Here is a 24888-nt window from a genome sequence, read left to right on the forward strand (position 1 = left end):
TCTAGTTGATTTAGTTTTTATAAACTAATTTTTAGGTGTTATTTTTAAAATTCAAAAGAACTTAATTTTGATAATAGTTTATAATATGAAAATAATTTTTTAAAAAATTATTAAGGTGTTAAATATGACCATTTCATATATTTTTTTAATTCTGACAGGTGCAGGTGTTGTTGGATGATTTACTCTTTTTTATTTCGGAAAATACTTTTTAAAAAAAGACTTTGCAATACAAGAATATCAAATTTTAAATTGATTCAAAAATAATGATTTACCTGTTTTAACTTCATATGTTGATAGCAAACTATCTAGAAAAGAAAATAAGAAAAATTTTTTAATTAAACTTTTACCTTTATTTTTTTGTTCCTTTTTACCAGCCATAATATCAACAATAATTGTTTTAATTGACCCAAATGTAATAGATGAAAATAACCCTGATTTTGAAAATTTTCCTTTAGGACTATATATTGCAATGTGAATTTCTTCGTCACTAATTTTTGCCCTTTATATATGAATTATTTTGAAAACAGCAAGGAAAATACAACAATTGCAAATTAATGAATTAAAGAAATTTGAAATTCAAGAATTAAAATCCTTATATGAACGAATTTCAAATAATTCATACAACATTCATTCTTGAGAAAAGAATACAAAGAAATATTTATCAGCCATGAAACAAATAGAAGGACAATTTAAAAATATTATCAACTTGACAATTGAAGATAAATATAATTTATATCTTAAAGTGGTTTATAAGTCACTTGAAAAATTGGATTATTCTTTCACTAATTCACAAACATCTAAAAAAGAAAATTACAATATAGCATTTTCAAGAAATATTTTTGAAACTGTTTTTAAAAAAGAAATAGTGGATTGAAAAAATACTTACTTTTCAAAAAAATTTTTGGTTCATACACTTTGGTGTAAGAAACAAATTTAAATTTTTTTATATTAATAATAGAGGGAGAAATAGGAATGTTTTCAGTTTTAATATGAATAATCTTTGGTTTTACCTTTCTATTTCATCTATTTCCGTTCGGCATTTTATATTTAACAAGAGGATTAATTCCTTACCTAAGTGATAAAGTTACCAAATTTATGAAAAATAATAAAATTGCTTATACAACTGGATATGTAAAAGGTAAATATACTAATAAATTACTTAGAGATGTAGTTATTTTTGAATTATTTTTAATTATTTTTTTCTCTTTTATTCCGTTAATTTTTATTTCAATTAGTTATTCAGTACATTTAAACCTAATATATTTTGGACAAAATATAAATGCAACTGCTGAAAAAATAATTTTTGGTTTAACAGGATTTTCAATTTTGTTATATTGGTTTTTAATGTCTTTTTTAGTTAAAAAAAATAAAACAATTAGGGTTATTGATTTTAATAATTTGAAATCTAGATTTAGTAAAAAAGAATTAGAAGATTTATATGAAAAAATTAATGTAATGCCAGATTATTATGGTGTTCAAAATATATATTTAAAACAAATTGTAAAATGAGATAAGAAAATATTAAAGAAACTAAAATCTAAAAATACATTAAGTGATAAATACAATTTGTATATTTTTTAAATTACTTACGTATGAGAAAAGGTCAAAATGTATCAACTTGAAGAATTATACGTGCTTAATAACATCGGATTATTAAACTCCTATGCGAAGAAAGTATTTAATAAAATTTTTGAAGAAGACATAAAAAATTTAGTATTCAATTAATTTATCTTATAAACTTATTCAATTTGCATATAAGAGAATTTAAATATTTTAAATATGCTTACTCTAGAAATTTCAAATTAATTTATTTGTTAAATAGTCAAATTTAATGAGTTATTCTAAATCACAAATCATTTACTGCTTTCATTTTTTTACACTTAGTTATCACTAAATTAAGATTTAACACTGATATTTTAATATATAAAAATAAAAAGATTATTTCAAGTCTTTTTTGCAAAAATAATATAATATAACAGTTACCTAATCATTATTAAATTTTGAATGAAAATCTAGTACTCATTATTTTTTATACCTTATCTAATAATTGTTTCTTAACAAACAATAAATTCATAAAGGAATAATAATGAAAAAAAGTATTATTAAAGGTGCAATAAGCACCATCTCACTTATCAGTTTGGTTGCAGCAGGTGCAACCAGTTTTCTTAGTGCATCTCAATTTCAACCAAGCATAACTTTAAAAGAAAAACCCTATATCATTCAAAATGAAACCTTAAAAGAAAAACCTTATGTTATTCAAAATTATATTCAAGAAAACCCTCTTTTAAATGAACCTAAAAAAGAAATAATTTCTTTTGCTTCGAAATATTTAGAAAGTTTTATTTACGGAACTTATGATACTGAAAAACCCGGATATAACAGAGCTCATCCAGGAGTACCCTTGGAACCCATCGAAGAAATACAGTTACCTAAACTTTTTGAATCTAGAGCTTATATAGATAATTTAACTCCTCATGAAAAAGAAATATTTTTTGATGTATTAAATGATGCTATAAAAGAACTAATTGATGCTGGTGATATATATGACAAAGAAAAAACATCTGAAATATTTACTAAATATGGGAAAATGCTTCCTTCATTAAACAAAAAAGCATTTCAAATATATATTACCGATGTGAAAACAAAACACTTTCAGAAAATACATGATGAGGAATTAAGAAAACGAAAATTAGAATTAAAAAAGCTTGAAGAAAAAGCTAAAGCAGATTTGGCAGAATCACAAAGAAAGCTTAGAGAATCTCAGATTGTAGAAAGTCAAAACAATAGTGTTAGTACTTCATCAATAGAATCTAAAATTAGAGAAAAAGATTATATGCTAAAAATTGCTGATCAATTAAGCATAGCAAAAAATGTATTTATAGGAGCATCTGCTGTTGCTGTTGCTGGAATAGCATTTTATGGTCTATTAGTTGCTCCAACCCTTGGATTTGCAGCAATACCTCTTGGAATTGTCACAGCTGCAGCAGGGTTGTTTTCTGTTGCTGCTGCAACATTATCTACTGCGGAAAATGGTATTAGAAATAATTATCAACAAGCTATAAGTAACTTAAGACTTGGATACGACATGATAACAGATGGATTCTCATTTGCTCATTCTATAGCAACAATATTAACAGGTATTTTAACTGCAACAAGTGCGATTTCTGTTGCTGCTGCACCATTTGTAGCAGGAGTGAGTTTGATTATTCCGACCGTAAGTTTTGCTTTAAGTTTCGTTAATAATTGAAGGAATATTTAGATGTTTTCAGTTTTAATATGGTTAATATTAGGTTTTACTTTCTTAATTTATTTAGTTCCATTAGGAGCATTATTCATAACTAAAGGTTTAATTACAAATGTTAATAACAGAATTATGAATCTTTTAAAAACTAATAAAATTCCATTTATAACTGGTTATGTTACAGGAAAATATAGTCATCAACTCCTTCGAAATGTAATTATAGGCGAATGATTTTTAATTATTTTCTTCTCTTTCATACCCTTCGTTTTTATATCAGTTGCTTATTCAATAAATATAAATATTTTATATATTAAAATGAAGCAAAATATAAATATTACTATTGAAAAAGTAGTTTTTGGTTTAACAGGATTTTTTACAATAATCTATTGATTATTGATGTCTTTGGTGGTTAAAAGAAATAAAAAACTCAGACTAATTAATTTAAATGTTTCAACAAATCAGTTTAGAAAAAGCGAATTAAAAAATTTATATCTAGAAATGAATGCAATACAAGATAATTATGATGATTTAAACGTATATTACAAAATCATCGTATGATGAGATAAGCGCATAATAAAAAAATTGGAAACTGAAAATACTTTGAACAATAAATATAATTTGTATATTTTTTCAGTCAACCACATAGCAACAAATATAAAATTTTATCCACCTGAAAAGGGGGAAATAAGTGATGCTAGATTTTTAAATTCATATGCAAAGAAAGTATTTAATACTATTTTTGAAAAAGAAATAATGATTTGAAAACCTACTGAAAAATAAAAATTTTATTTCGTAATTTTTATAATTAGAAATTATAAATAAAAATCTTTAACACATTTTTGGATATTGTATCATCGTTAAGTAAAGGCGTATAAATATGTTTAAACCTAGTCTATGAGTTATTTTTGTAGTTTTTAGCCTGCTCCCAGAAGTATTATTTATACTTCAACTTTTTTGAATTAACAAATTTATTTTAAAATTTTTAAATCGTATTAAAGATGATTTAACTATGATTGGTGTTCCGTTTTTAACACTCTATGTAAGTGGTAAATTTTCAAATTCTATAATTAAGCAATTCTTTTTTATTGAGTTGTTCTTTTCATTTATAGTTTCACTTTTTCCAATTATTTATATGTCACTTTTTTATTGAACACAAATTAAATTCATATCTCAGGATCAAAATATCTTTGTAGAACAATTAGTTTATGGCTTGTCAGGTCTTTATGCAATAATCTTATTTAGTTTATTGTTATTAAAAACTAGAAGTAATCATAAGTTCAGAGTTAGTTATATTTTGAACAACACAAATATTTTTAAGAAGGCTGATTTTAGTGCTTTTTATGAAAAAATAAAAAATATAAAACATGAACTTGGAGAGCCAGACTTAAGTAATGGAATGTTAGGGATGCAACAAAAGCTTGTTTACAAAAAACTCTATTCAAAAAAGATAAAAACCTTTAATGATAAATATAACTTATACATTGTGGCTACTATCAGTATGATAAGAGTACTATCTAGATTTTATTCGAAAAATTCTGTACTTAGTTATGATATATTTGTGCTTGCATATGCCAAAAATATTTTTAAGAAAATATTTGAATACGAAATTCATAGATGATATAACTAAAAATTTTTTATTCATTCAATGATTTGATTTAAATTCTTCAACTACTAATTAACTATAAAAAGAACATCTTTTAATTTACTCTTTTTGCAAAAATTATATAATTTAATTGTCATCTAATTGCTATTACAATTTTAGCTAAATTTTAAATTTATGATTCTGTTTTCTTATTGATGGTAATTTCTTGACAAATAGAAATTTAAGGGATGCAATAATGCAAATGCAATTTATCAAAAATAAGATCAATAATAATTTATCTATTAAATCACTATTCACTTTTAAAAATATTCTTTTGAAAGTAAATTTGATTTTTAATATTGTAATCAACATAAAAGGAAATATAAATGTTTAGTTTATATGATTGAATAGTTATTTTTGTCGCAGGATTTTCTCACAACATAATTTCTATATTTTATTTATTTATCATGAATAAACTAATTTTATGACAAAAAAACAGGATTACAACTTTACTTCATGATAATGATATTCCTATAATTACATTTTTTGTAAAAGGGGTTCTTATTAACTCAAAGATAAGACAGATATTCGTTATAGAAATGTTCATTTGATTTTTTACATGAGTAACACCATTGATGATTATATCTATTTATTTTTGAATAGATGTTGAATTTATTTCTGATAATCAGGATATCCTATCTGAAAAAATAGTTTATGGTTTAACAGGAGTTTATTCATTTGTAATTTTAGTTTTAACTTGAATTAAGATAATCAAAAATCATAGAGAAAGAGAAACATATTTATGGACTAATACCTTAGTTTTGATGGAGCTAATTTAATTGAATTTTATAATAAGATAAAAGAAATTACCTATGATTTAGATAACTTTAAAATTAACTCTCGTATCTATGAAATACACAAAAGTGCTTTGAAAAGGAATGTTCAATCAGGTAAATTTAAGACTCTTCACGACAAATATAATTTATATCTTTCAACAGTATTTCGAATGACTAGAATGATCAATTTATTTGCTTTAAAAAACTCTAATATTGAAGATGATGGCTTTTTATTAGGTTTTGCAAAATATGTTTTTTTACAGGTTTTTAAAAATGAAGTTAATCAATGACAGAAATAATTTCCGTGTTTTAGAAATATTAATAATTAACCAAAAATAGGGTAGCAATGATGTTACCTTATTTTCATGTTTAAAATTTAGTGAAAAATGTATAATTAAAGAAATATCTGCTGAATTGTAATATCTAGCTCAATCAGAAAGGTTGGGAAGATATTTTTTTATAATATCATATAGTATGTTGTATAAACGATTAGGTATTCAAGAAAGATTTGCAATTCAAATACTTTTGAGAGAAGGAAATAACATTACAGAAATATCTAGAAAACTAGATAAAGATAAATCTACAATATCTAGAGAAATAAGAATAAATTCAAGTCACGGTGAGTATGATTCTGCTAAAGCTGAACAAAAAGCCAATGAAAGAAAACATAAAAATTTTCAAACATTTGAGGGCAAGTATAAGGTGTTTGCTAAATATTTAATAGACAATTATAAACCTGAGACTAAGAGCATAAAAGTCATTATTCATAGTTTTAAAGATAAACAGCCAAATGAACCTGTGCCATGCTGAAAGACTGTTTACAACTGAGCTAACTCAGGTAATTGGTTCATTAAAAGAGACAATCTCTTAAGAAATGAATACAAACATAGAAAAAAACCTAAAATTTCTTACTACTCGAAATTTAAACATTTATGAGTTTTGCCCATATGGTTAAGACCTGATTATATCAATGACAGAAGGAAATTCGGTCATTGAGAAATTGATTTAATTATTGGTAAAAAAGACTCAAATAGCAAAAATTTAATGAATTTGACAGAAAGATTAAGTAGAAAATCTTTTGTTATTCATGTTGATTCTAAGAAACCACAAGAAATTAATGAAAAACTCTCAATACTTATAAATGAAGAAAATTTGTTTGTAAAATCAATTACTGTTGATAATGGCTTAGAATTTTCAAAGCTAAATGAAGTAGTTCAAGAACTAAAAATAATGATTTATTATTGTGGGCCGTATGCTTCTTTTCAAAGAGGCTCCAACGAAAATTGAAATGGATTAATTAGAAGGTTTTACAAAAAAGGTACAGATTTTAGTTTTGTTTCAAAAAATGAATTGAAGATTGTTGAAGATGAAATCAACAGCATGCCTAGAGAAATTTTAGGGTGAAAATCTAGCAACAAAGTCTATGACTATTATATGAATTTAATGAAGTAAATTAATGATTGCGCAGCAAACAGTTTTTAGTTCTCTAAAGACTATTTTCATAATGCAAAATCTAAAATAATTTGTTTAAATAAGCACTAAAAATGAATTTAAAAAATTTTTATTTGAAAATTGATGAATGTTTTATTTTAAGAATAAAAATTGATTATAATATCATTATAAACATTGAATTAAATATTACAATTCAAGATAAATGATATAAATTTGGCATTAAAAGTAGAGTATTAAGCATGATTGAAATAGTTGTATGAGTATTTTTTGGATTTACTTTTTTATTTCCCTTACTAGCAATTTTAGCCAGCCTAAAATTGTTTAGAAATAGAGCACAAAAGAATAATAAAATGATTGAAACACGCTTAAAATGATTTAATATTTCATATATTACGCCTTTTGTTAATGGAAAAATTTCTAAAAGCAATAACATAGCATGAGCTTTTACAGAAATGTTTTTAGCTATTTTTCTTTCTACTATTCCATTATCCTATTTTTCAATAGCTTATTTTATTTCACTAGAATTAATCTCGGATCAAAATTCAATCATCACCGAAAAAATTATTTATGGATTAACTGGTTTAGCAACAATTATTTTTTGAATTCTAGAATCAGTAAACACTTCTAAAAATTACAAAATTAATAAGAAGACAATAATGGATAATGCTGACTTGCTAACAAAGCAAAAACTAATAGACCTATTTAAAACTATAAGTTCAATACAATTAGATACAAAATCGTTAGGTGTAAAATATCGAGCCCTAGATATTCAAAATTTAAGATTTGCAAAGTCAATTTTTTTAAGAAAAGATGAAAATATATATGACAAGTACAACTTTTATTTTCAGTCAATGAATTATGCTACTCAGGCGATTTTACAAACACCACTTAAAAATACAGGTGTAAGTAATAAAGATTACTTAAGTGCTTATTCAAAGAAAATGTTTTATTATATTTTTGAAGATGAAATAAAACACTGAAAAATTTACTTAGATTAATCTAAAAATATTTTTAACTACTTATTAGAATATTGGTTCCATTTAAAAGTCATCAATATTTTTTATTTAGGAAATTAATGCTAACAAAATTATATTTTAGTCAGTTTTTAAAACACAAAGTAAGCTAAAATTGACTTTAAAAATTAGTATAATTTTCTAGATATTTTTTAACAAAAGATACTAAAAATTTACTATAATAAAAAAACGGTTGATTGCGTAGCTCAGTTGGATAGAGCACGAGCCTTCTAAGCTTGTGGTCGGAGGTTCGAATCCTCTCGCGATCGCCATTTTTTTTATTTAATAAACATATGGACAATTCATCAAAAGAACTTCAGTCTGAAATTGAAACTATTTTAGGACTTAATGAAGAAGTAAAAACTAAAATTTTTCTGCTTGAAAAATTAAAGTTTCAATTTGTTTTTCAACATGAACAAGATTTAATTGATGAAGCAATTGAAAAAGTTAAACTTGATAAGTTGGAAGATAATTATTATAACTATCAAGAAATTTTATCTAATTTTCAAAGTTATCCAGATGAATTAGTAATTGATTCAATTAACGGAATACTAAAAAATGAAACATCTGAAATAGATAAAATCAAACAAATTTTTTATTCAGCTCACAAGCCTTCATTAAAATTTCATGCGCTAGATAAACTGATCAGATTAGAAGAAAATTTTGATTTTTTTTATAATCAAAAAATCTTTAATACAAAAGATATTTTACCTTTTAAAAAATCTTTAGCATATGTCAAGGTTAGTCAGTTACTGCAAAGTAATAATTTAAGTGAAGAACATATTCAGGATTTATTAAAAATTATTTTTAATGAAAAGGTTTTAATTGTTGATTATTTTTTGGATGAAAAGTACCAACAAAAAATCATTGAAACAGCAATGATTTTTTTAGATAAGATTAAATAAAAAATATTCAGTTATTTAATATAATATAAATAATTTTTAAAATTTCAAAAAATTATGAAAGAGGAAATCATGACAAAAAGAACTATAGACAAAGAAAATAGTGAAATCGTTGTTGAAGTTTCTGTACCTTCTGCAGAATGAAAATCTGCACAAGAAAAAGCATTCAACGAACTATTAAAAAGTGTAAGAATCGATGGTTTTAGACCTGGCTCAAAAAGCCCTGCTTTTAGAGAACAAGCAAGTAGAAGAATCTCTTCTCAGGCTAAATGAGAAAAAGCAATTAATGAAAAATTTTTAAATAAATATTTACAAGTTGCTAATGAAAAAATCGATCCTTCAAAAGATACAATTTTAGATTCACCTAACTATACAATTTCAAAAATTAGTGATGAACAATTAGAAATTAAATTTCTATATCCAATTTATCCTGAAATGGAGAAATTTAATTACACAGGTTTAAAAGTAAAATTAGGACACTTATCTCCTGATAAAAAAGACATTGAAGAAGCATTACAAGACTTCACTAGAAGACATGCAAAATGAGAATCAACAACTGAAAAAGCTAGTGAAGGTGATGAAATGGTTTTTGATTTTGTGGGTTCAATTGATGGAGTTGAATTTGATGGTGGATCTGCAGAAGATCACTCATTAAAAATCGGCGGTAAAACATTTATCCCTGGTTTTGAAGAGCAACTTGTTGGATTAAAAACTGGTGATAAAAAAGATATCAAAGTTAGCTTCCCAACTGACTATTATGTATCTGAATATGCAGGAAAAGAAGCAGTTTTCGCTATTAATGTTAAAGATGTTAAAAAGCCAGGTACCATTGAATTAAACAAAGAATTTTTTGACAAAATTAGTCTTAAAGATGTAACTGATGAAAAATCTTTAAAAGAATATTTAAAGAAAAATCTTGAATCAGAAATTGCTGATAAAGCAATTGAAAAATTCAGAGCAGAAGCATTTGCTGAAATCAAAAAAGGTAGTGAAATTTTATATCCAAGAGCCCTAGTTTTACGTGAAATGTCAGCAATTAATAACCGTTTTGAAGATACTTTAAAACAACAAGGATTAACTAGAGCAGAGTATCTAGAATACCTAAAATCTTCAGATGAAAAACTAGCAGAACAAATTAGAACTGAAGCTAAAAATTCTTTAACTGATCAATTAATTTATGTTGAAATTTCACGTCGTGAAAAAATTAATGCAGCACAAAAAGATTATGATGCACACTATAAAAAATTAGCAGCAACATACAAAATGTCATTAGAAACTGTTACAGGTGCTTTAACAAAAGAACAACTTCAAGCAACCATTGTTAACTTATTAGTAGCAGATAAATTAATTGAATTAAATGACAAAAAAGGTTTTGAAGAATTAACTAAATATCGTGAAGAGCAATCTAAAAAATACGATGAAATTCTTAAATCTTTAGAAGCAGAAAAACCTAAAACTGAAAAAGATTCTGAAACTAAAGCAGAACCTAAAAAGTCAACAAGTGCTAAAAAAACAACCAAAAAATAATTTAAATTTAGAACTTGATTTAACAGGTTCTATTTTTTTATTTGTTAATTCAAAAATACTTTGAATTAACTATTTTAATAGTTCATCAAGATATTTTTTAATTTCTTCAAGTTGTTCATGATTTGAAATTAATCATAATTCTTGATCATCTAAAACTGAATTAGACATAAAAATTATGTCTTCTTCAATTGCTTCTAAATCGATTTCTTGATCAGATTTTTCTACTTGTTTAAACATGATTTTAAACAAGGTATTTTTTAATCAAAAAGTTAAATCAATTGCTTTTATGTCGGCATTATCATTTAATTTATACTCGATTTTTTTCTCGTATAAATAATTAATAAAATCCAGTTTTAATTTTTCTAAATCAGCGTTATACATAATTTAATTTTATCTGAAATAATCAGGTTGCTTTTTTCTTTATAAAGTAAAATACTAATATGCTTGAAAATCTAAAAAAATCATTTAACAAAATTTTTAAATCAACCGAAATGCGTGTGGCTGAAAATGAATTAATGAGAATTAATTCATATAAAGAAAAATTTGCATCCATGAATGACGATGAATTAAAAGGACAAACTGCTATTTTTCTAGAACGCCTTGAAAAAGGTGAAACACTAGAACATATTAGAGCAGAAGTTTTTGCAACTGCTCGTGAAGCAACAAAAAGAATTTTAGGAAAATTCCCTTATGATGTGCAAATGCTAGGTGGAGTTATTTTAGATCTAGGTTCAGTTGCTGAAATGAAAACTGGTGAAGGAAAAACCATTACTTCAATTGCACCTGTTTATTTAAACGCCCTTTCTAAAAAAGGCGTAATTGTTTCAACAGTTAATGAATACTTAGCAGAACGTGATGCTTTAGAAATGGGTGAGGTACATAACTTTTTAGGAATTAGTGTTTGTGTTAATAAACCACAAATGAATCCCACTTTAAAAAGACAGGCTTATGCTTGTGATGTTACTTATTCAATTCACTCTGAACTAGGTTTTGATTATTTAAGAGATAACATGGTTGGTAGTTTAGAAGAAAAAGTACAGCGTGGGCTTAACTACATTTTAATTGATGAAGTTGATTCAATTTTAATTGATGAAGCTAAAACTCCTTTAATTATTTCAGGTGGAGAAAAAAATCAATCTTCAATGTATTTATCAACTGATCAATTTGTTAGAACTATTTCTCAAGAAGATTATGAAATTGATGAAGAATCAAAAACTATTAAGTTAACTGAATCAGGAATTGATAAAGCAAATAAATTTTTTAATTTAAATAATTTATTTGACATTGCTAATTCAGAACTTGTGCATCGCATTCAAAATGCCTTGCGTGCTCATAAAATTATGTCACTTAATGTTGAATACATTGTTCGTGATGAAAAAATCGAATTAGTCGATGCTTTTACAGGTCGTGTGATGGAAGGTCGTGCTTATTCAGAAGGATTACAGCAAGCAATCCAAGCCAAAGAAAGAATAGAAATTGAGCCCGAAACTAAAACTTTGGCAACAATTACTTATCAGAACTTTTTCAGAATGTTTAATAAATTATCAGGTATGACTGGAACAGGTAAAACTGAAGAACAAGAATTTATTGATATTTATAACATGCGTGTTAATGTAATTCCTACTAATAAACCAATTGTCCGCAAGGATGATGATGATGTAATTTACCTTGACATGGCAAGTAAAAATCAAGGTATTTTAGAAGAGGTTCAAAGAGTTCATAAAACAGGACAACCACTTTTAATTGGTACTCAACAAATTGAGCAATCTGAAATTTTGCATGAAATTTTTAAAAAAGCAGGATTACCTCATACAGTCTTAAATGCAAAACAAAATGCTTCTGAAGCAGACATTGTTTCGCAAGCAGGTCGCTTTGGTGCAATCACAATTGCAACCAATATGGCAGGAAGAGGAACTGACATTAAGCCTGATGAAAAGTCATTGCAAGCAGGTGGGCTTTATGTTTTAGGAACTGAAAAGGCAGAAAGCAGAAGAATTGATAATCAGCTTCGTGGTCGTAGTGGTCGCCAAGGTGATGTTGGTTATTCAAGATTTTTCTTATCATTAGATGATCAATTAATTTTACGTTTTGCTGTGCAAGATAAATGAAAAGCAATGTTTGCAAAAGCAGGTACAAAGCCAATAGATGACAAGCAACTTTTACAAGTTGTACAACGTGCACAACGCAAAATTGAAGGATTCAATTTTGACTCTCGAAAAACAGTTTTAAACTACGATGATGTTATTAGACAACAACGTGATTTAATTTATTCGCAGCGTGATTTAATTCTTTCTCAAGATGATTTATTAAAAACAATTGAAGCAATGATTAATCGCAGTGTAAATCACATTTTGAAGCTACCTATTTTTTATTTAAAAACAGGTCAAATTAATTATTCTGAATTGACTAATTACATTAATAATCAATTTTTGAATTTAAGTAAATTCAAATTTGAAGAAGCTAAATTAAGATCAATGCATATCGATGATATGGCTGAATATTTAAGCGACATTTTAAAAGATGAATATGAAGAATTAAGAGTTAATATTGCAGAAAATTATGGAGCAGGTTACGTTCTAGTTGAAGAAAGAAGTAAGATCTTAAAACAACTTGATCACCTATGACAAAACCATATAAATGCTATGGATAAATTGAGAACAAATTCAAATCTAGCACAATATGCTCAAAAAAATCCATATCAAATTTACACCCAAGAAGGGACAAAGAAATTTGATGCATTAATCATTCAAATTGCTTTAAATGCTTGTGTCGATTTATTCAATAATCCGCAAGCAGTTTATAGAGAAAGAAATGTTCTTTCACAAGAAATTCAAGCAGGTAATACTTTAACTTTATCTGTTGAAGATCTTGAAGCCTTAAAAAGATTCGATCTTGAATCATTAAATGAGAATGTAAGACAATCATTATCATTTTTAAATGAAGATCAGATGAAACAATTAATCAAAAATATTGAACAAGCAGCATCGGAAATTAATGCTAAAAAAGATAGTTAGATTTTTTTAATTATCCAAGTCAAAAGTTTTAAACTTTTAAAATTATTTTAAAGATAGAAAGATTCTAGTAGTGAAGAAAAATAAATTAAGCCATGAAGCAGAAGTCAAAATTCTTGCTTTACACGCATCAACTTATACGATGCAAAGAATTTCTTTAATGGAGTGGGCAACCTATACTGAAGATGAGAATTTTGATATGGATGAACTAATCAATTTTTTATGTTCATCGTTTTTATATCATTTTTATCAATATTGAAACCTTGCTCAAGTTAAGGAAAACCTGCAGATTAATGACTTTATTAATAATATGGACACCTTGAAAGAAATTCTTTCACCTAGAAAATTTATTGAATTTATTAGCCAAGGAGCAGATTTAAAAGAATTCTTACTTGTTCTTTTAGTACAAAGAATTGACTGAATTGAAGACCTTGAAAGAGCGCTTGACTATTATCAAATAAAATGACTAGCAGTTCAATATGCTAATTATTTAATAAAAGAGCAATATAACGGTGGCTTTATTGTTGGGGAAAAAGACAATAGTGCCCTAAGTTTTGTTAAAGATGTTTTTAAAAAACTATCCATTCCTTTTGATTCAAAAAGCGTTAAATTGCGTTTTTCAGACAGGAGTAAAAAAACTTTGATTAGTGTTTCCCTTGAAGCTGAAAAACTAGTTCCACTTGATGATTATTTAGTTGAAGAAGTTTTATCTATGGAAGATGTTCAAGACTTTTTCAAAAGAAAATATGAAGAATTTTCTCCACAAAAATAATTAATAAATGATACGAAAAGAGCCTGTTTTAGGGCTTTTTCGTATTTTTTTTGTCTAAATATTTTTGGTGTCTCTCAAGTGTCGAAGAAAAAGTAATTCCTTCAAAATCAGGAAAAATAATAATTGTTTCTAAATCATTATTAAGCATTTTATTTCCAGCAGCTAACTCTGTTTCATAATTATAATCGATTACATTTCGTGCACTTCTAATTAAAAAAGTTGCGCCTAACTCTTTTGCTAAATGTGCTGTAAATTTATTTTTATTTATTAGAACTTTTACGTTTTCAAGATTTTGATCAGTAATTAGTTTTTTAATATTTTTTTGTGCTTGATCAAAATAATCAGAATTAGTTTTATCTGGATTTTGAGTTATAACTACATAAATGAAATCAAAAAGTTTTAATGCCTTTTTTAAAATCAAAAAGTGACCCCTATGAAAGGGATTAAAGGAACCAGGAAAAATAGCTATTTTTCTTTTTTCTGTCATTGCTGAATTATAATTCAAAAAGTGCAAATTAAAAATATTATTGTGAGGTGTTTATATGTTTTTTAATTTAAGTATTTATGATGACAAAAAAGAAGCTTACATTAAAACTGCGCAATCAGTTTTAAATATTTTAAGAGTAAAAGGTACAGGTAATTTATTAATATCATCAACTGATAATCTTCAAGATTTATATTTTTTTCTAAATATATTATCTAATGAAGAAAGTTTAGATTGAGGTAAATTCAATATTTTTGTTGATGATAGTAATTCCAATTCAAAGAAACTAGATAATGTTTTTTTAAATCAAAATGATTTCAAAAATATTTTTTATTTAAGTCAAATCAGTGACCTTGAAAAGTATAAAAACGTGAATATTGATTATGCTTTTGTTGATATTGAATTTGAAATTAAGTTATCTTTAACTCAACATTTAATAAAAAAATCAACAACAATTTTTTTAAATTTTGAAGATGGTTTTTACAACCATGAAATTAAAAATATACTTAATTCAGACAAAAAATTATCACTTACTGGAATTGATTTATCGATAGGTCAATTTGCAAATTTTATAATCCATAAAAACGATTTTAGTAGCATAATTAAATAATGAAAAATATTTCTGATTCAATTATTGAAATTCAAAATCTGGAATTTTCTTACAAGAAGGAAATTGTTTTGAAAATCAATAAATTGAAATTTCCAAAAAATAAAATTTCAGTAATGCTTGGTCCTTCTGGATCAGGAAAAACCACCCTTCTAAATCTAATTGCAGGTTTTCTAAAAAATAAAAATGGTGACATAAATTTAAACAGTAATCAAGACCTAAGTTTTATAACTCAAGAGTCAGTTTTATATGATCAAGTTAGCACTTTCAGAAATATTTTTTTATCAGCTAAAAACTCTGAATCATGATTAATTTCAAAGTATAAGAACTTTATTGAAACACACAAACAATATCTAAATCATTTTTTAAAAAGTTTATATGATAATTTAGTAAATATTACTAATTTGAACAAAAAACAAATGTCAAGAACAACCTATAAATTAGGATTAATTTATAAGGCATTATGAATTTTAATTTTCTTCAAAGATATAAAAAAGTTTAGACCGATTTATAAACAATTTTCAATCAAGAATGTAGCTAAAAAAGAAATTAAGAAAATTACTGAAAAGTTAGAAATAGATGAATTCTTAAATAAAAATGCAGGGCAACTTTCAGGTGGCCAAAGACAAAGAGTTGCATTTGCAAAAGCAATTATAAAAAATTCATCCATTATTTTAATGGATGAACCTTTCGCTGCACTTGATGCTAAGATTAAAGAAAAAACAAGAATCTGATTAACTAAAATTCAAAAACAATTTAACTTAAGTATTGTGCTTGTAACTCACGACCAGCAAGATGCAATGATAGTTGGAGATTATGTTTTAGTTTTAAAAGATGGTGTTGTTCAACAATTTGATACACCACAAAATTTATATTCAAACCCGTTAAATTTATTCGTTGCTAAATTTATTGGATATCCAGAAATTAATTTCTTAAAGGAAGAAAGAGATAAAAAATATTTCATCCGATCAAACAATATTCATATTTCAAATAGCGAAAATCCTAGTGATTTAGTAACTATTAAAAAAGAAATTGGTGAAAATGTTTACTATGAAGTTTTTTCAAATCAATATAAAAAGCCACTAGTCGTTCTTGATAAAAAAAGACTATTTAATGCAGGTGAGAAGGTAAATTTATTTATTGATAATGAAGCAATTTTAGTTTTTGATGAAAAAGGTGATAGAGTGTATGCTTAAAAAATTTAATTCTAATTTTTTTAAGCAAGCAATTAAAAATTACTTTTTAAACAATTGAAAAGGTTTTATTTTATTAGCACCCTTACTTATTCTTTTAATTGTTTTTACAATAGTTCCAATTTTTGTAACTTTTTCAAATTCTTTTAATGTTTACCCACCACACACAAGATTAGAATCATTTGTTGGAATAGAAAATTTTCAAGATGTAGTTGAAAGTCAAAGTTTTAATGATGCCATTAAAAATTCAACATTTTTAATGTTTGTTGCGACACCTATATCACTTTTTTTAGGAATTGTCTTTGCTCTAGTTTTATCTTCGATAATTATTAAAATTGCAATTAATGTTTTTACAACTATTATATATTCACAATTTTTTATTTCTTCGTTTGCAATCGGCGCATCATTTATTATGCTTTTTGGAGAGAAAAATGTGCTTGCAAGCATTTTAAATTTAGATATCTCTTTTGGAACTGCTGATAATTCAGTTTCAATTCTTTGAGTGTATTTAATTTTTCAAATATGAAGGTCATTGCCATTTAATATTGTTTTATTTACTTTCACTTTTAACCGTGTCAATGAAATTCATTTTAAGAATTTTAAAAACGATAAACTAACTATCGTGGATAAATTTTTCAATGTTTATATTTTTCAAATTAAGAAGAATTTTTTCAATATTATTTACACTAATTTTATTTTTGCAGCTTTAATGTATCCTGCTGCAATTGTTGATTTTAGTGATCTAGATCTTGTTAGAGGTCATACGATTACAAGTTTTATTTATAATTTATTTTTACCTATGAATGGGAGTATAAATATAAATTTTGAAATTGCTTATGCTGCTTCATTTATTGCTTTTGTTTATATTTTAATGATCATCTTTTTGATTTATATAATTCGTAAAAAATTTATTTTTATTTTATTAAAAAAATCATTTATGTTTTTAAAACATAAATGAAATACGAATAAAAAAGGCATGAAACATGTTTAAGTTTTATTCAAAAGAAATTATTAAATATATTTTAATAATTGCAATCGTAATTCTAATTTTGTTCCCACTTTATTATTTAATCGTGCTAGCTTTATCAAGTAATTCATTTGTTACTAGTGGCATAGTTTCTTTAACTCCTGATGGTGCAAATTGGAGAAATTTTGCAGACATAATGAACCAAGAATTTTTAGATGCTTTTGGTTTATCAGTGGCTGTTTTGGTTTCCTTAGTTTTAGTAAGATTATTGATTTATACTTTGGCTGCTTTTGGTTTAAATAATGTAACAAACCTTACTAGAAAATCTTTTATTATGATTTTAATATTTATCAGTTTAGTCCCTGATATAACAATTTATTTATCTTTAAAAACTTTTGCTAATCAGTTTAATCTGATTAACTTTCCCTTTATTTTTTCATTAATGATTAACGGCTTTTTTTCTTTCTTTTTAATTAATTATTTATATTCAGCAGTCAAAAATATTTCAGAGAAAAAAATTAAGTTAGCCAAAATGGATAACTTAAAATGATATGAATCATTTGCCTATGTTTATTTTCCTTCAATAAAATTTGCTTGATTTTTAATCGCAGTTTTTACTTCAGTGCAATCCTGAAATGACTATTTATGGCCTAGATTTGTACTAAGCAGTTTTGATAATCAGACCATTTCAATTTGATTTCTTAGCCTAGGTGATACAGGTTTTTCTAAATTAATCAACTTACAAGCAGCAGGTTCAGTTATTGCTACAATCATTCCCCTTGGAATTTACTTAATTTTTTCTAAAAAAATTAATCGAGCAATTTCTGGTAGATAAAAGTAAAATAAAAAGTTGCTTTTTTAACAGTTTTTAAATAGGCTAAAAAGATATTTAATATATTTCAAAAAAGAGTGCTTTTTTAGTGTTAAGATAATTAAGATAAGAGAAAAAGGCGAGAGCTAATTAACCAAGAAATTAACATGCGAGCCAGAACAAAATTATTTATAACACTTGCTGTCATAGTAGTTGCTTCTGCTTCACTAGTAGCTTCATCGGTTGCAATTAGCGACCACTTTGATAAAGAAATAACTGCTAGTCAGAATCAATATGCAATTATTAAAAGCAGTCAAAGCGATGCTTCATTTTCGCAAGAAGATGACCTTTTAGCATTAATCAACAACGCATTGCATTCTAAAACTCTGCAAAAAATATTGGTTAATAAAAATAGTCTTATTGATGAACAGTGAGTAACTTTCTTGAATCAACAATACCTTGTTAGTCACAACAGTCTAGCAACAATTGTTGACGATAATAGTGAAACCTTGATCATCAATTTGCATCACAAATTGAAGGATCAAGACACGATCGAAAATATTCGAATTGCCATTGATAAGACGACCTTTAAAGCTAAAAAAATAGCATAATAAACAGCAGGTGTTTCACTTGCTGTTTTTCTCTATTTTTTTTATTAAAAATTTCTGCAAAATTTTTCACATTGTCAAGAACCAGTGACAAAAGGTCTGAATTTATGATAAAATGGATTCACTTCTAACAACTTAGAAGTTTTTTAATAAAAACGAAAGGATTAAAATGCAAATTATGCAAACTTTAAGAATGAAGTCAACTTCGATTTCTCAAGCAGAAAAACCTGCTAAAGAAAAACGAAAATGATTTTCACGTCCTAAAGGCAAGGCAAACCATAATAGTGGTCGTGGTCGTAAGATTTTGTCTAAATTATCAGGTGCTTTTTTACTACCTATTGCCATTATGTCAGTTGCAGGAATTTTTCTAGGTGTTGGAGCAGCGATTGCTTCAAATGCTGGTGATAACGCTGGTTTAAAAACATTTGGTAACTTTATTCAGGCTATAGGTAACCCAGTTTTTGGTGCTTTACCACTATTATTCGCAGCTGGTTTTGTCATCGCCTTCACGGATGAAGCTGGTGTCGCCGTCTTTAGTGTCATCATTGCTTATTTAGTATTTGTCAATATACAACAAGCTTTTATTTACCCAATAAATACTGAAGCAAAAGCAATTGAAACACTAGCAGATGGCACAACCAAAGAACATACAATCAAAACCTTAACGGGTTACGATATCTTATGATATAACGGGGGACTTAGTGGTCGTGACCCTGTCGCCATGAAAGGGTTAGTAGGAGATTCATTAGGTTTTAAATCACTACAAACCTCTGTTTTTGGAGGTATTATTATCGGATTAATTGTTGCTTTTCTTTATCGTAAGTTTAATGCAATTAAATTCTGATCTGTCTTTAACTTCTTCGCAGGAAAAAGATTTATTCCAATTATTTCAGTATTAGCAATGGTACCTTTAGCGTTTCTGTTTCTAATATTTTGACCATGAGTAGGTCAAGGGCTTGCCGCTTTTGGAGAAGCCCTAGGTAAAGCAACATATGGAGATAGTTTTATCTTTGGTTATGTTGAAAGATCATTAGTGCCTTTTGGATTACACCACGTTTTCTATTCAGCACTTTGATATACACAAGTTGGTGGAGACTTATCATCTGCTTACACTAACTTTACAAATGCAGGTCATATAATTATTGACCCTGCAACTAATGCAGCTGTTGTTGCTTCAGAAGCAAACACAGCAAGTGGAGTGGCAAATTGAGTTTATTCACTACTGAACAAACAAGATATTTGACAAGGTGATTCAACTATTTCCTTGCAAGTCGTCAAACAAACATTTAATGATGTAACTTTCAGATTAAGTGGAAACACTGAGAATCAGACATTGCCGCTATATGCCTTCATTCAGGACCAATTCGCAACAAGGGTCGGAAGGTTTATGCAAGGTAAATATACCTTCATGCAGATGGGGCTTCCTTTTGCAGCCTTAGCGATGGTAATGGCTGCTCCCAAAGATAAACGTAAATTAGCAATGTCAGCAGTTTTACCTGCTGCTTTCACAAGTTTTTTAACAGGAATAACAGAACCAATTGAATTTACTTTCTTATTTTTAAGTCCGTTCTTATTCTGAGGTGTGCATGCTTTCTTATGTGCTGTTGCCTTCTTACTACTAAATGTTTTATCAGTTCACTTAGCGATGTCATTTTCAGGTGGATTAATCGACATGATTATTTACGGAATGTTACCTGTACAAAAAGGAACTAACTTCTGATGAGCATATGTTGTTGGTTTAGGTTATGCTCCTGCTTACTTCTTCATTTTCTACTACTACATTAAATGAAAAAATCTAGCAACACCAGGTCGTGGAGATACTGTTAAGTTATTCTCAAAAGATGATTACAAAGCAAAAGGAGCAAAAGTTGCTAAAGGTGATTTAGATCCTAAATTGATGTTAATCATCGAAGGAATGGGTGGTTTTGAAAACATCATGGTTTATGAAAACTGTGCTTCAAGACTACGTTATGATGTTAAAGATACATCTAAAGTTTCACAAGAAAAACTTAAGGCAGCAGGAGCTTTTGGAGTCCAAATTACAGGCTCAACTCACGTACAAGCGATCTTTGGACCTAGCGCTTCACCTATTAATGCACAAATTCATAAATACAAAGAAGAATACACAACTAACCCTGATAAATTCAAAAACTATGCAGCAGAATCTGCTCCAGTTGTTGAAGAAACTAAAGCAGAAACACCAAGTGCAACTACTAATAAATTAGTGCCTGCTTTATCAGTTAAAGCACCTATTTCAGGAACTATTCATGATCTAGGATATATTGATGATGGTGTCTTTTCTGCAGGTCTTCTTGGTAATGGAGTTGTAATTACCCCTAGTGAAGATAAGGGTGTAATTAAACTTTATTCACCAGTTGATGGTACTTTAGAAACTGTTATGGATTCATTACATGCTTATGGAATTACTACAAAAGATGGAGTTAAATTCTTGCTACATGTTGGTATTGATACAGTCAACTTAAAAGGGCAAGGATTTAAAACAGTTGTAAAACAAGGTGATCAAGTTAAACAAGGCCAATTGCTTGGTGCTTACAATGTTGACTTTTTAAAAACTAAAGTTGCAAAAACTGATTTAATCATGATTCTGCTTGATGAATCACAACACAAAGAAATGAAAGATTTAAAACTTGAAAACGTAAACCAAAATGATGAAATTTTTAAAGTGGAATAAATTTTAATTTTAAAACATAAAACGAATCTTTTTAATAGGGTTCGTTTTTTTTATTTTCAGATTAGGTAATTATCTTTTTAATTTTTTAAAATTTTGAAGGAATAAATTAAAGCTAATAATGAAATGCTTTGTATTTTAAAATAGTGTCTAGAAAGCCCTAAAAACGCCCGTTTTGGGTCATTTACAGATCGTGCGAATATATTTTTGAACGTTATTTTATTAAATAGAAACTAGGTATTAAATATGTTAGTATTTGTAAAACATGAAGTCATCTTTTCAAAATTAAGGATGTTTTAATTTTGAAAATTAATCAGTTAAATTGTAAATATTATTTTAATTCATTGAACAAATTTAGCCACTAAAAAAACAGTAATTACTTCATTAATTTTTGACAAATTAATATAATTATTATGATAGGGAATTTCATTACTTTTAACTTTAAAAAACTTACTCTACAAATTGGTTTTCTGTTTACTAAAAATGGTAGTTTTAACATGACTTAAAATCTAATTTTCATTTTCTATCTAATTTAGAAAGGAGTAAAAATTGCAATTTTTACAAGTTAATAAAATTAATTTGCTTTCACTAAAAAGTAAATTAAAAGATCATAAGTGAAAACTATTTGCAAGACCAAAAGGCAAGGCGAATCATAATAGTGGCAAAGGTCGCAGACTATTATCTAAACTTTCGGGAGCTTTTTTATTACCTATTGCAATCATGTCTGTTGCAGGACTATTTTTAGGAATAGGAGCAGCAATTGCATCTAATGCAAATGGCATTAATGGATTAAAAATTTTCGGTAATTTTTTACAAGCAATTGGTAATCCTGTTTTTGGTGCATTACCATTATTATTTGCTGCAGGTTTTGTAATTGCTTTTGCAGATGATGCAGGCGTTGCTGTCTTTAGTGTGATCATTGCTTATCTAGTTTTTGTCAATATTCAGCAGGCGTTTATTTATCCTATAAATACGGAAACAAAAGCGATTGAAACATTAACAGATGGCACAATTAAAACTCATACAATTAAAACTTTAATTGGTTACGACATCTTATGAACTAATGGAGCTTTATCAGGAAGAGACCCTTCTGCAATGAAGGGAATTGTTGGAGATTCGCTAGGATTTAAGTCACTTCAAACTTCAGTTTTTGGTGGAATTATTGTAGGTCTAATTGTTGCATTTTTATATCGTAAATTCAATGCAATTAAATTTTGAGCAGTCTTTAATTTTTTTGCAGGAAAAAGATTTATACCAATTATTTCTGTTCTAGCAATGGTGCCTTTAGCATTCTTATTTTTGATTTTTTGACCTTGACTAGGTCAAGGGTTAGCAGTTTTTGGAGATGCATTATCAAAAGCTGTTTATATCGATAGTTTTATCTATGGATATGTTGCTCGATCGTTAGTTCCTTTTGGACTTCATCACGTTTTCTATTCAGCACTTTGATATACACAAGTTGGTGGTGACTTATCAGCTCAATATGCTAATTTTCTTAATGCAGGCAATGTCATTATTGACCCTTTAACTAATGCTCCTGTGATTTCTCAACAAAATGGTAGTGGCGTTCAACATTGAATTTGATCATTAGAAAATGAGCAAAATGTTTGACAAGGTGATTCAACTATTTCCTTGCAAGTTGTTAAGCAAACATTTAATGATGTTACTTTTAGAATAGGAGCAAATGGTGAAAATCAGACCTTAGAAATTTATGCTTTTATTCAAAATCATTTTAATACAAGGGTCGGAAGATTTTTGCAAGGTAGTTTTACAGTTATGCAAGTAGGCTTACCTGCAGCAGCTTTTGCCATGGTAATGGCTGCTCCAAAAGATAAACGTAAAATTGCTATTTCAGCAACATTACCTGCAGCTTTTACAAGTTTTTTAACAGGTATAACTGAATCAATTGAATTCACCTTTTTATTCTTAAGTTCATTCCTATTTTGAGGTGTACATGCCTTCTTAGAAGGCTTATCATTTTTATTAATGAATGTCTTATCAGTTCATTTAGCTAGATCATTTTCAGGTGGCATAATTGACATGATTGTTTATGGAATTATACCTGTTCAAAAGGGTACAAATTTTTGATGAGCATATGTTGTTGGTTTATGTTATGGTCCTTTATATTATTTCATTTTCTATTATTATATAAAATGAAAAGACCTTGCAACTCCAGGAAGAGGAGATAACATTAAATTATTTTCTAAGGTTGATTTCAAGAATAAAAAATCTAAAAATGATTCTGAAAAATTAGATCCTAAATTAATGAAAATAATTGATGGTATGGGTGGTTTTGAAAATATTTTGGTTTATGAAAATTGTGCTTCAAGACTTCGTTATGATGTTAAAGATACATCAAAAATTTCACAAGATAAATTAAAAGAGGCAGGAGCATTTGGTGTTCAAATAATTGGTGATAATCATGTGCAAGCAATTTTTGGACCTAGTGCTGCGCCACTGAATGCACAAATATCTAAATATAAAGATGAATATAAAACTAATCCTGATAAATTCCAAAAGTCAGAAATTAGTGAAAAAATCGAAATTACTAAATCAGAAAATCAATTAAATAAAATTGAAAAATTAGAAACTCCATTAGTAGTAAAAAGCCCTATTTTAGGGCATATTCGACACTTAAATGAAATTAATGATGGTGTTTTTTCAAAGGGTTTACTTGGTCAAGGAATTGTAATTACACCTTCAGAAAAAAGTGGAGTGGTAAAAATTTATTCACCTGTAAATGGAATTTTAGAAACAGTTATGGATTCAAAACATGCTTATGGAATTACTACGAAAGATGAAATTAAATTTTTATTACACATTGGAATTGACACAGTTAATTTAAAAGGTAAAGGCTTTAAAACTATTGTAAAGCAAGGAGATCGTGTTAAACAAGGTCAACTACTTGGTGCATATAGTTTAGATTATTTAAAATCTAAAGTTGAAAAAACTGATTTAATTTTAATCTTACTTGATGAGTCAAAATACAAAAATATTTTGGATTTAGAATATAAATTTGTTAATCCCAAAGATCAAATTTTTAAAGTTGATTAAAAAATAAGTGTGCATAGTTTTTAAAAATTTCAGTTTATAATCAAATAAAAAAGACCCCGAAGGGTCTTTTTCTCTGCCGCTTACTGACAGCCCAATCCGATCACTTGAGGACATACTAGTTAGACAGTTAAATTAAATT

Annotated in this window: 21 protein-coding genes and 1 tRNA gene; 20 read left to right on the top strand and 2 right to left on the bottom strand. The window is 26.9% G+C overall.

Annotation, left to right across the window (positions count from 1 at the left end):
- The first annotated feature begins 124 nt into the window (after positions 1 to 124).
- The 11 genes from CJJ23_RS01650 to tig all read left to right on the top strand — a co-directional run bounded on the left by CJJ23_RS01650 (position 125) and on the right by tig (position 10553).
- Positions 125 to 937, top strand: a complete 813-nt coding sequence (locus CJJ23_RS01650) for a hypothetical protein (RefSeq protein WP_095334647.1) — start codon at positions 125 to 127, stop codon at positions 935 to 937.
- Between the two features lie 158 nt (positions 938 to 1095).
- Positions 1096 to 1581, top strand: a complete 486-nt coding sequence (locus tag CJJ23_RS01655) for a hypothetical protein (protein ID WP_143823607.1) — start codon at positions 1096 to 1098, stop codon at positions 1579 to 1581.
- A gap of 505 nt (positions 1582 to 2086) precedes the next feature.
- Positions 2087 to 3259 carry a hypothetical protein gene (locus tag CJJ23_RS01660; RefSeq protein ID WP_095334649.1) on the top strand — a complete coding sequence of 391 codons (1173 nt, stop codon included), beginning with the start codon at positions 2087 to 2089 and terminating at the stop codon, positions 3257 to 3259.
- Positions 3260 to 4021, top strand: coding sequence for a hypothetical protein (locus CJJ23_RS01665; protein WP_095334650.1), 762 nt, complete (start codon positions 3260 to 3262; stop codon positions 4019 to 4021).
- A gap of 97 nt (positions 4022 to 4118) precedes the next feature.
- The gene (locus CJJ23_RS01670) at positions 4119 to 4868 is read left to right on the top strand and encodes a hypothetical protein (protein ID WP_095334651.1); all 750 of its coding nucleotides are present in this window, start codon (positions 4119 to 4121) and stop codon (positions 4866 to 4868) included.
- 341 nt (positions 4869 to 5209) lie between these two features.
- Complete coding sequence (locus CJJ23_RS01675) at positions 5210 to 5662, top strand: hypothetical protein (protein WP_095334652.1); 453 nt, start codon at positions 5210 to 5212, stop codon at positions 5660 to 5662.
- A 471-nt stretch (positions 5663 to 6133) separates the two neighbouring features.
- Positions 6134 to 7111 carry an IS30 family transposase gene (locus CJJ23_RS01680; protein ID WP_095334653.1) on the top strand — a complete coding sequence of 326 codons (978 nt, stop codon included), beginning with the start codon at positions 6134 to 6136 and terminating at the stop codon, positions 7109 to 7111.
- A gap of 239 nt (positions 7112 to 7350) precedes the next feature.
- Positions 7351 to 8109, top strand: coding sequence for a hypothetical protein (locus CJJ23_RS01685; protein ID WP_180738004.1), 759 nt, complete (start codon positions 7351 to 7353; stop codon positions 8107 to 8109).
- Between the two features lie 210 nt (positions 8110 to 8319).
- A tRNA-Arg gene (locus tag CJJ23_RS01690) sits at positions 8320 to 8396 on the top strand.
- 21 nt (positions 8397 to 8417) lie between these two features.
- Complete coding sequence (locus tag CJJ23_RS01695; protein ID WP_095334655.1) at positions 8418 to 9029, top strand: hypothetical protein; 612 nt, start codon at positions 8418 to 8420, stop codon at positions 9027 to 9029.
- A gap of 69 nt (positions 9030 to 9098) precedes the next feature.
- Positions 9099 to 10553, top strand: coding sequence for a trigger factor (gene tig / locus CJJ23_RS01700; protein ID WP_180738005.1), 1455 nt, complete (start codon positions 9099 to 9101; stop codon positions 10551 to 10553).
- 69 nt (positions 10554 to 10622) lie between these two features.
- Here tig and CJJ23_RS01705 read toward each other — a convergent pair whose 3' ends face one another.
- Positions 10623 to 10934 carry a hypothetical protein gene (locus CJJ23_RS01705; RefSeq protein WP_095334657.1) on the bottom strand — a complete coding sequence of 104 codons (312 nt, stop codon included), beginning with the start codon at positions 10932 to 10934 and terminating at the stop codon, positions 10623 to 10625.
- Positions 10935 to 10993: 59 nt separating this feature from the next.
- Between CJJ23_RS01705 and secA the strand changes: the two genes are divergently transcribed.
- Together secA and CJJ23_RS01715 are read left to right on the top strand one after the other, a co-directional pair.
- The gene (gene secA, locus CJJ23_RS01710) at positions 10994 to 13567 is read left to right on the top strand and encodes a preprotein translocase subunit SecA (protein WP_095334658.1); all 2574 of its coding nucleotides are present in this window, start codon (positions 10994 to 10996) and stop codon (positions 13565 to 13567) included.
- A 70-nt stretch (positions 13568 to 13637) separates the two neighbouring features.
- Positions 13638 to 14336 (top strand): hypothetical protein, encoded by a 699-nt coding sequence (locus CJJ23_RS01715; protein WP_095334659.1) that lies wholly within the window; start codon positions 13638 to 13640, stop codon positions 14334 to 14336.
- Between the two features lie 28 nt (positions 14337 to 14364).
- Here CJJ23_RS01715 and coaD read toward each other — a convergent pair whose 3' ends face one another.
- Positions 14365 to 14823 (bottom strand): pantetheine-phosphate adenylyltransferase, encoded by a 459-nt coding sequence (gene coaD, locus CJJ23_RS01720; protein WP_095334660.1) that lies wholly within the window; start codon positions 14821 to 14823, stop codon positions 14365 to 14367.
- A 55-nt stretch (positions 14824 to 14878) separates the two neighbouring features.
- Here coaD and CJJ23_RS01725 point away from each other — a divergent pair, with 55 nt between their 5' ends.
- The 7 genes from CJJ23_RS01725 to CJJ23_RS01755 all read left to right on the top strand — a co-directional run bounded on the left by CJJ23_RS01725 (position 14879) and on the right by CJJ23_RS01755 (position 24749).
- On the top strand, positions 14879 to 15430 hold the full coding sequence (locus tag CJJ23_RS01725; protein ID WP_095334661.1) for a hypothetical protein: 552 nt from the start codon (positions 14879 to 14881) through the stop codon (positions 15428 to 15430).
- Entirely contained in the window at positions 15430 to 16623 is a 1194-nt protein-coding gene (locus CJJ23_RS01730) for an ABC transporter ATP-binding protein (protein ID WP_095334662.1), read from the top strand. Before CJJ23_RS01725 ends, CJJ23_RS01730 begins: the two co-directional genes overlap by 1 nt.
- Positions 16616 to 17611 (top strand): sugar ABC transporter permease, encoded by a 996-nt coding sequence (locus CJJ23_RS01735; RefSeq protein WP_095334663.1) that lies wholly within the window; start codon positions 16616 to 16618, stop codon positions 17609 to 17611. The genes CJJ23_RS01730 and CJJ23_RS01735 overlap by 8 nt, the downstream gene beginning before the upstream one ends.
- Positions 17604 to 18422, top strand: a complete 819-nt coding sequence (locus CJJ23_RS01740) for a carbohydrate ABC transporter permease (protein ID WP_095334664.1) — start codon at positions 17604 to 17606, stop codon at positions 18420 to 18422. The genes CJJ23_RS01735 and CJJ23_RS01740 overlap by 8 nt, the downstream gene beginning before the upstream one ends.
- Before the next feature lie 143 nt (positions 18423 to 18565).
- On the top strand, positions 18566 to 19009 hold the full coding sequence (locus CJJ23_RS01745; protein ID WP_095334665.1) for a hypothetical protein: 444 nt from the start codon (positions 18566 to 18568) through the stop codon (positions 19007 to 19009).
- A gap of 166 nt (positions 19010 to 19175) precedes the next feature.
- The gene (locus CJJ23_RS01750; protein WP_234805543.1) at positions 19176 to 21698 is read left to right on the top strand and encodes a PTS transporter subunit IIABC; all 2523 of its coding nucleotides are present in this window, start codon (positions 19176 to 19178) and stop codon (positions 21696 to 21698) included.
- A gap of 546 nt (positions 21699 to 22244) precedes the next feature.
- Positions 22245 to 24749, top strand: coding sequence for a PTS transporter subunit IIABC (locus CJJ23_RS01755; RefSeq protein ID WP_095334666.1), 2505 nt, complete (start codon positions 22245 to 22247; stop codon positions 24747 to 24749).
- Positions 24750 to 24888: the final 139 nt, after the last annotated feature.

Source organism: Mycoplasmopsis agassizii (assembly GCF_002276225.1).
Classification (GTDB): Bacteria; Bacillota_I; Bacilli_A; order Mycoplasmatales; family Metamycoplasmataceae; genus Mycoplasmopsis_B; species Mycoplasmopsis_B agassizii_A.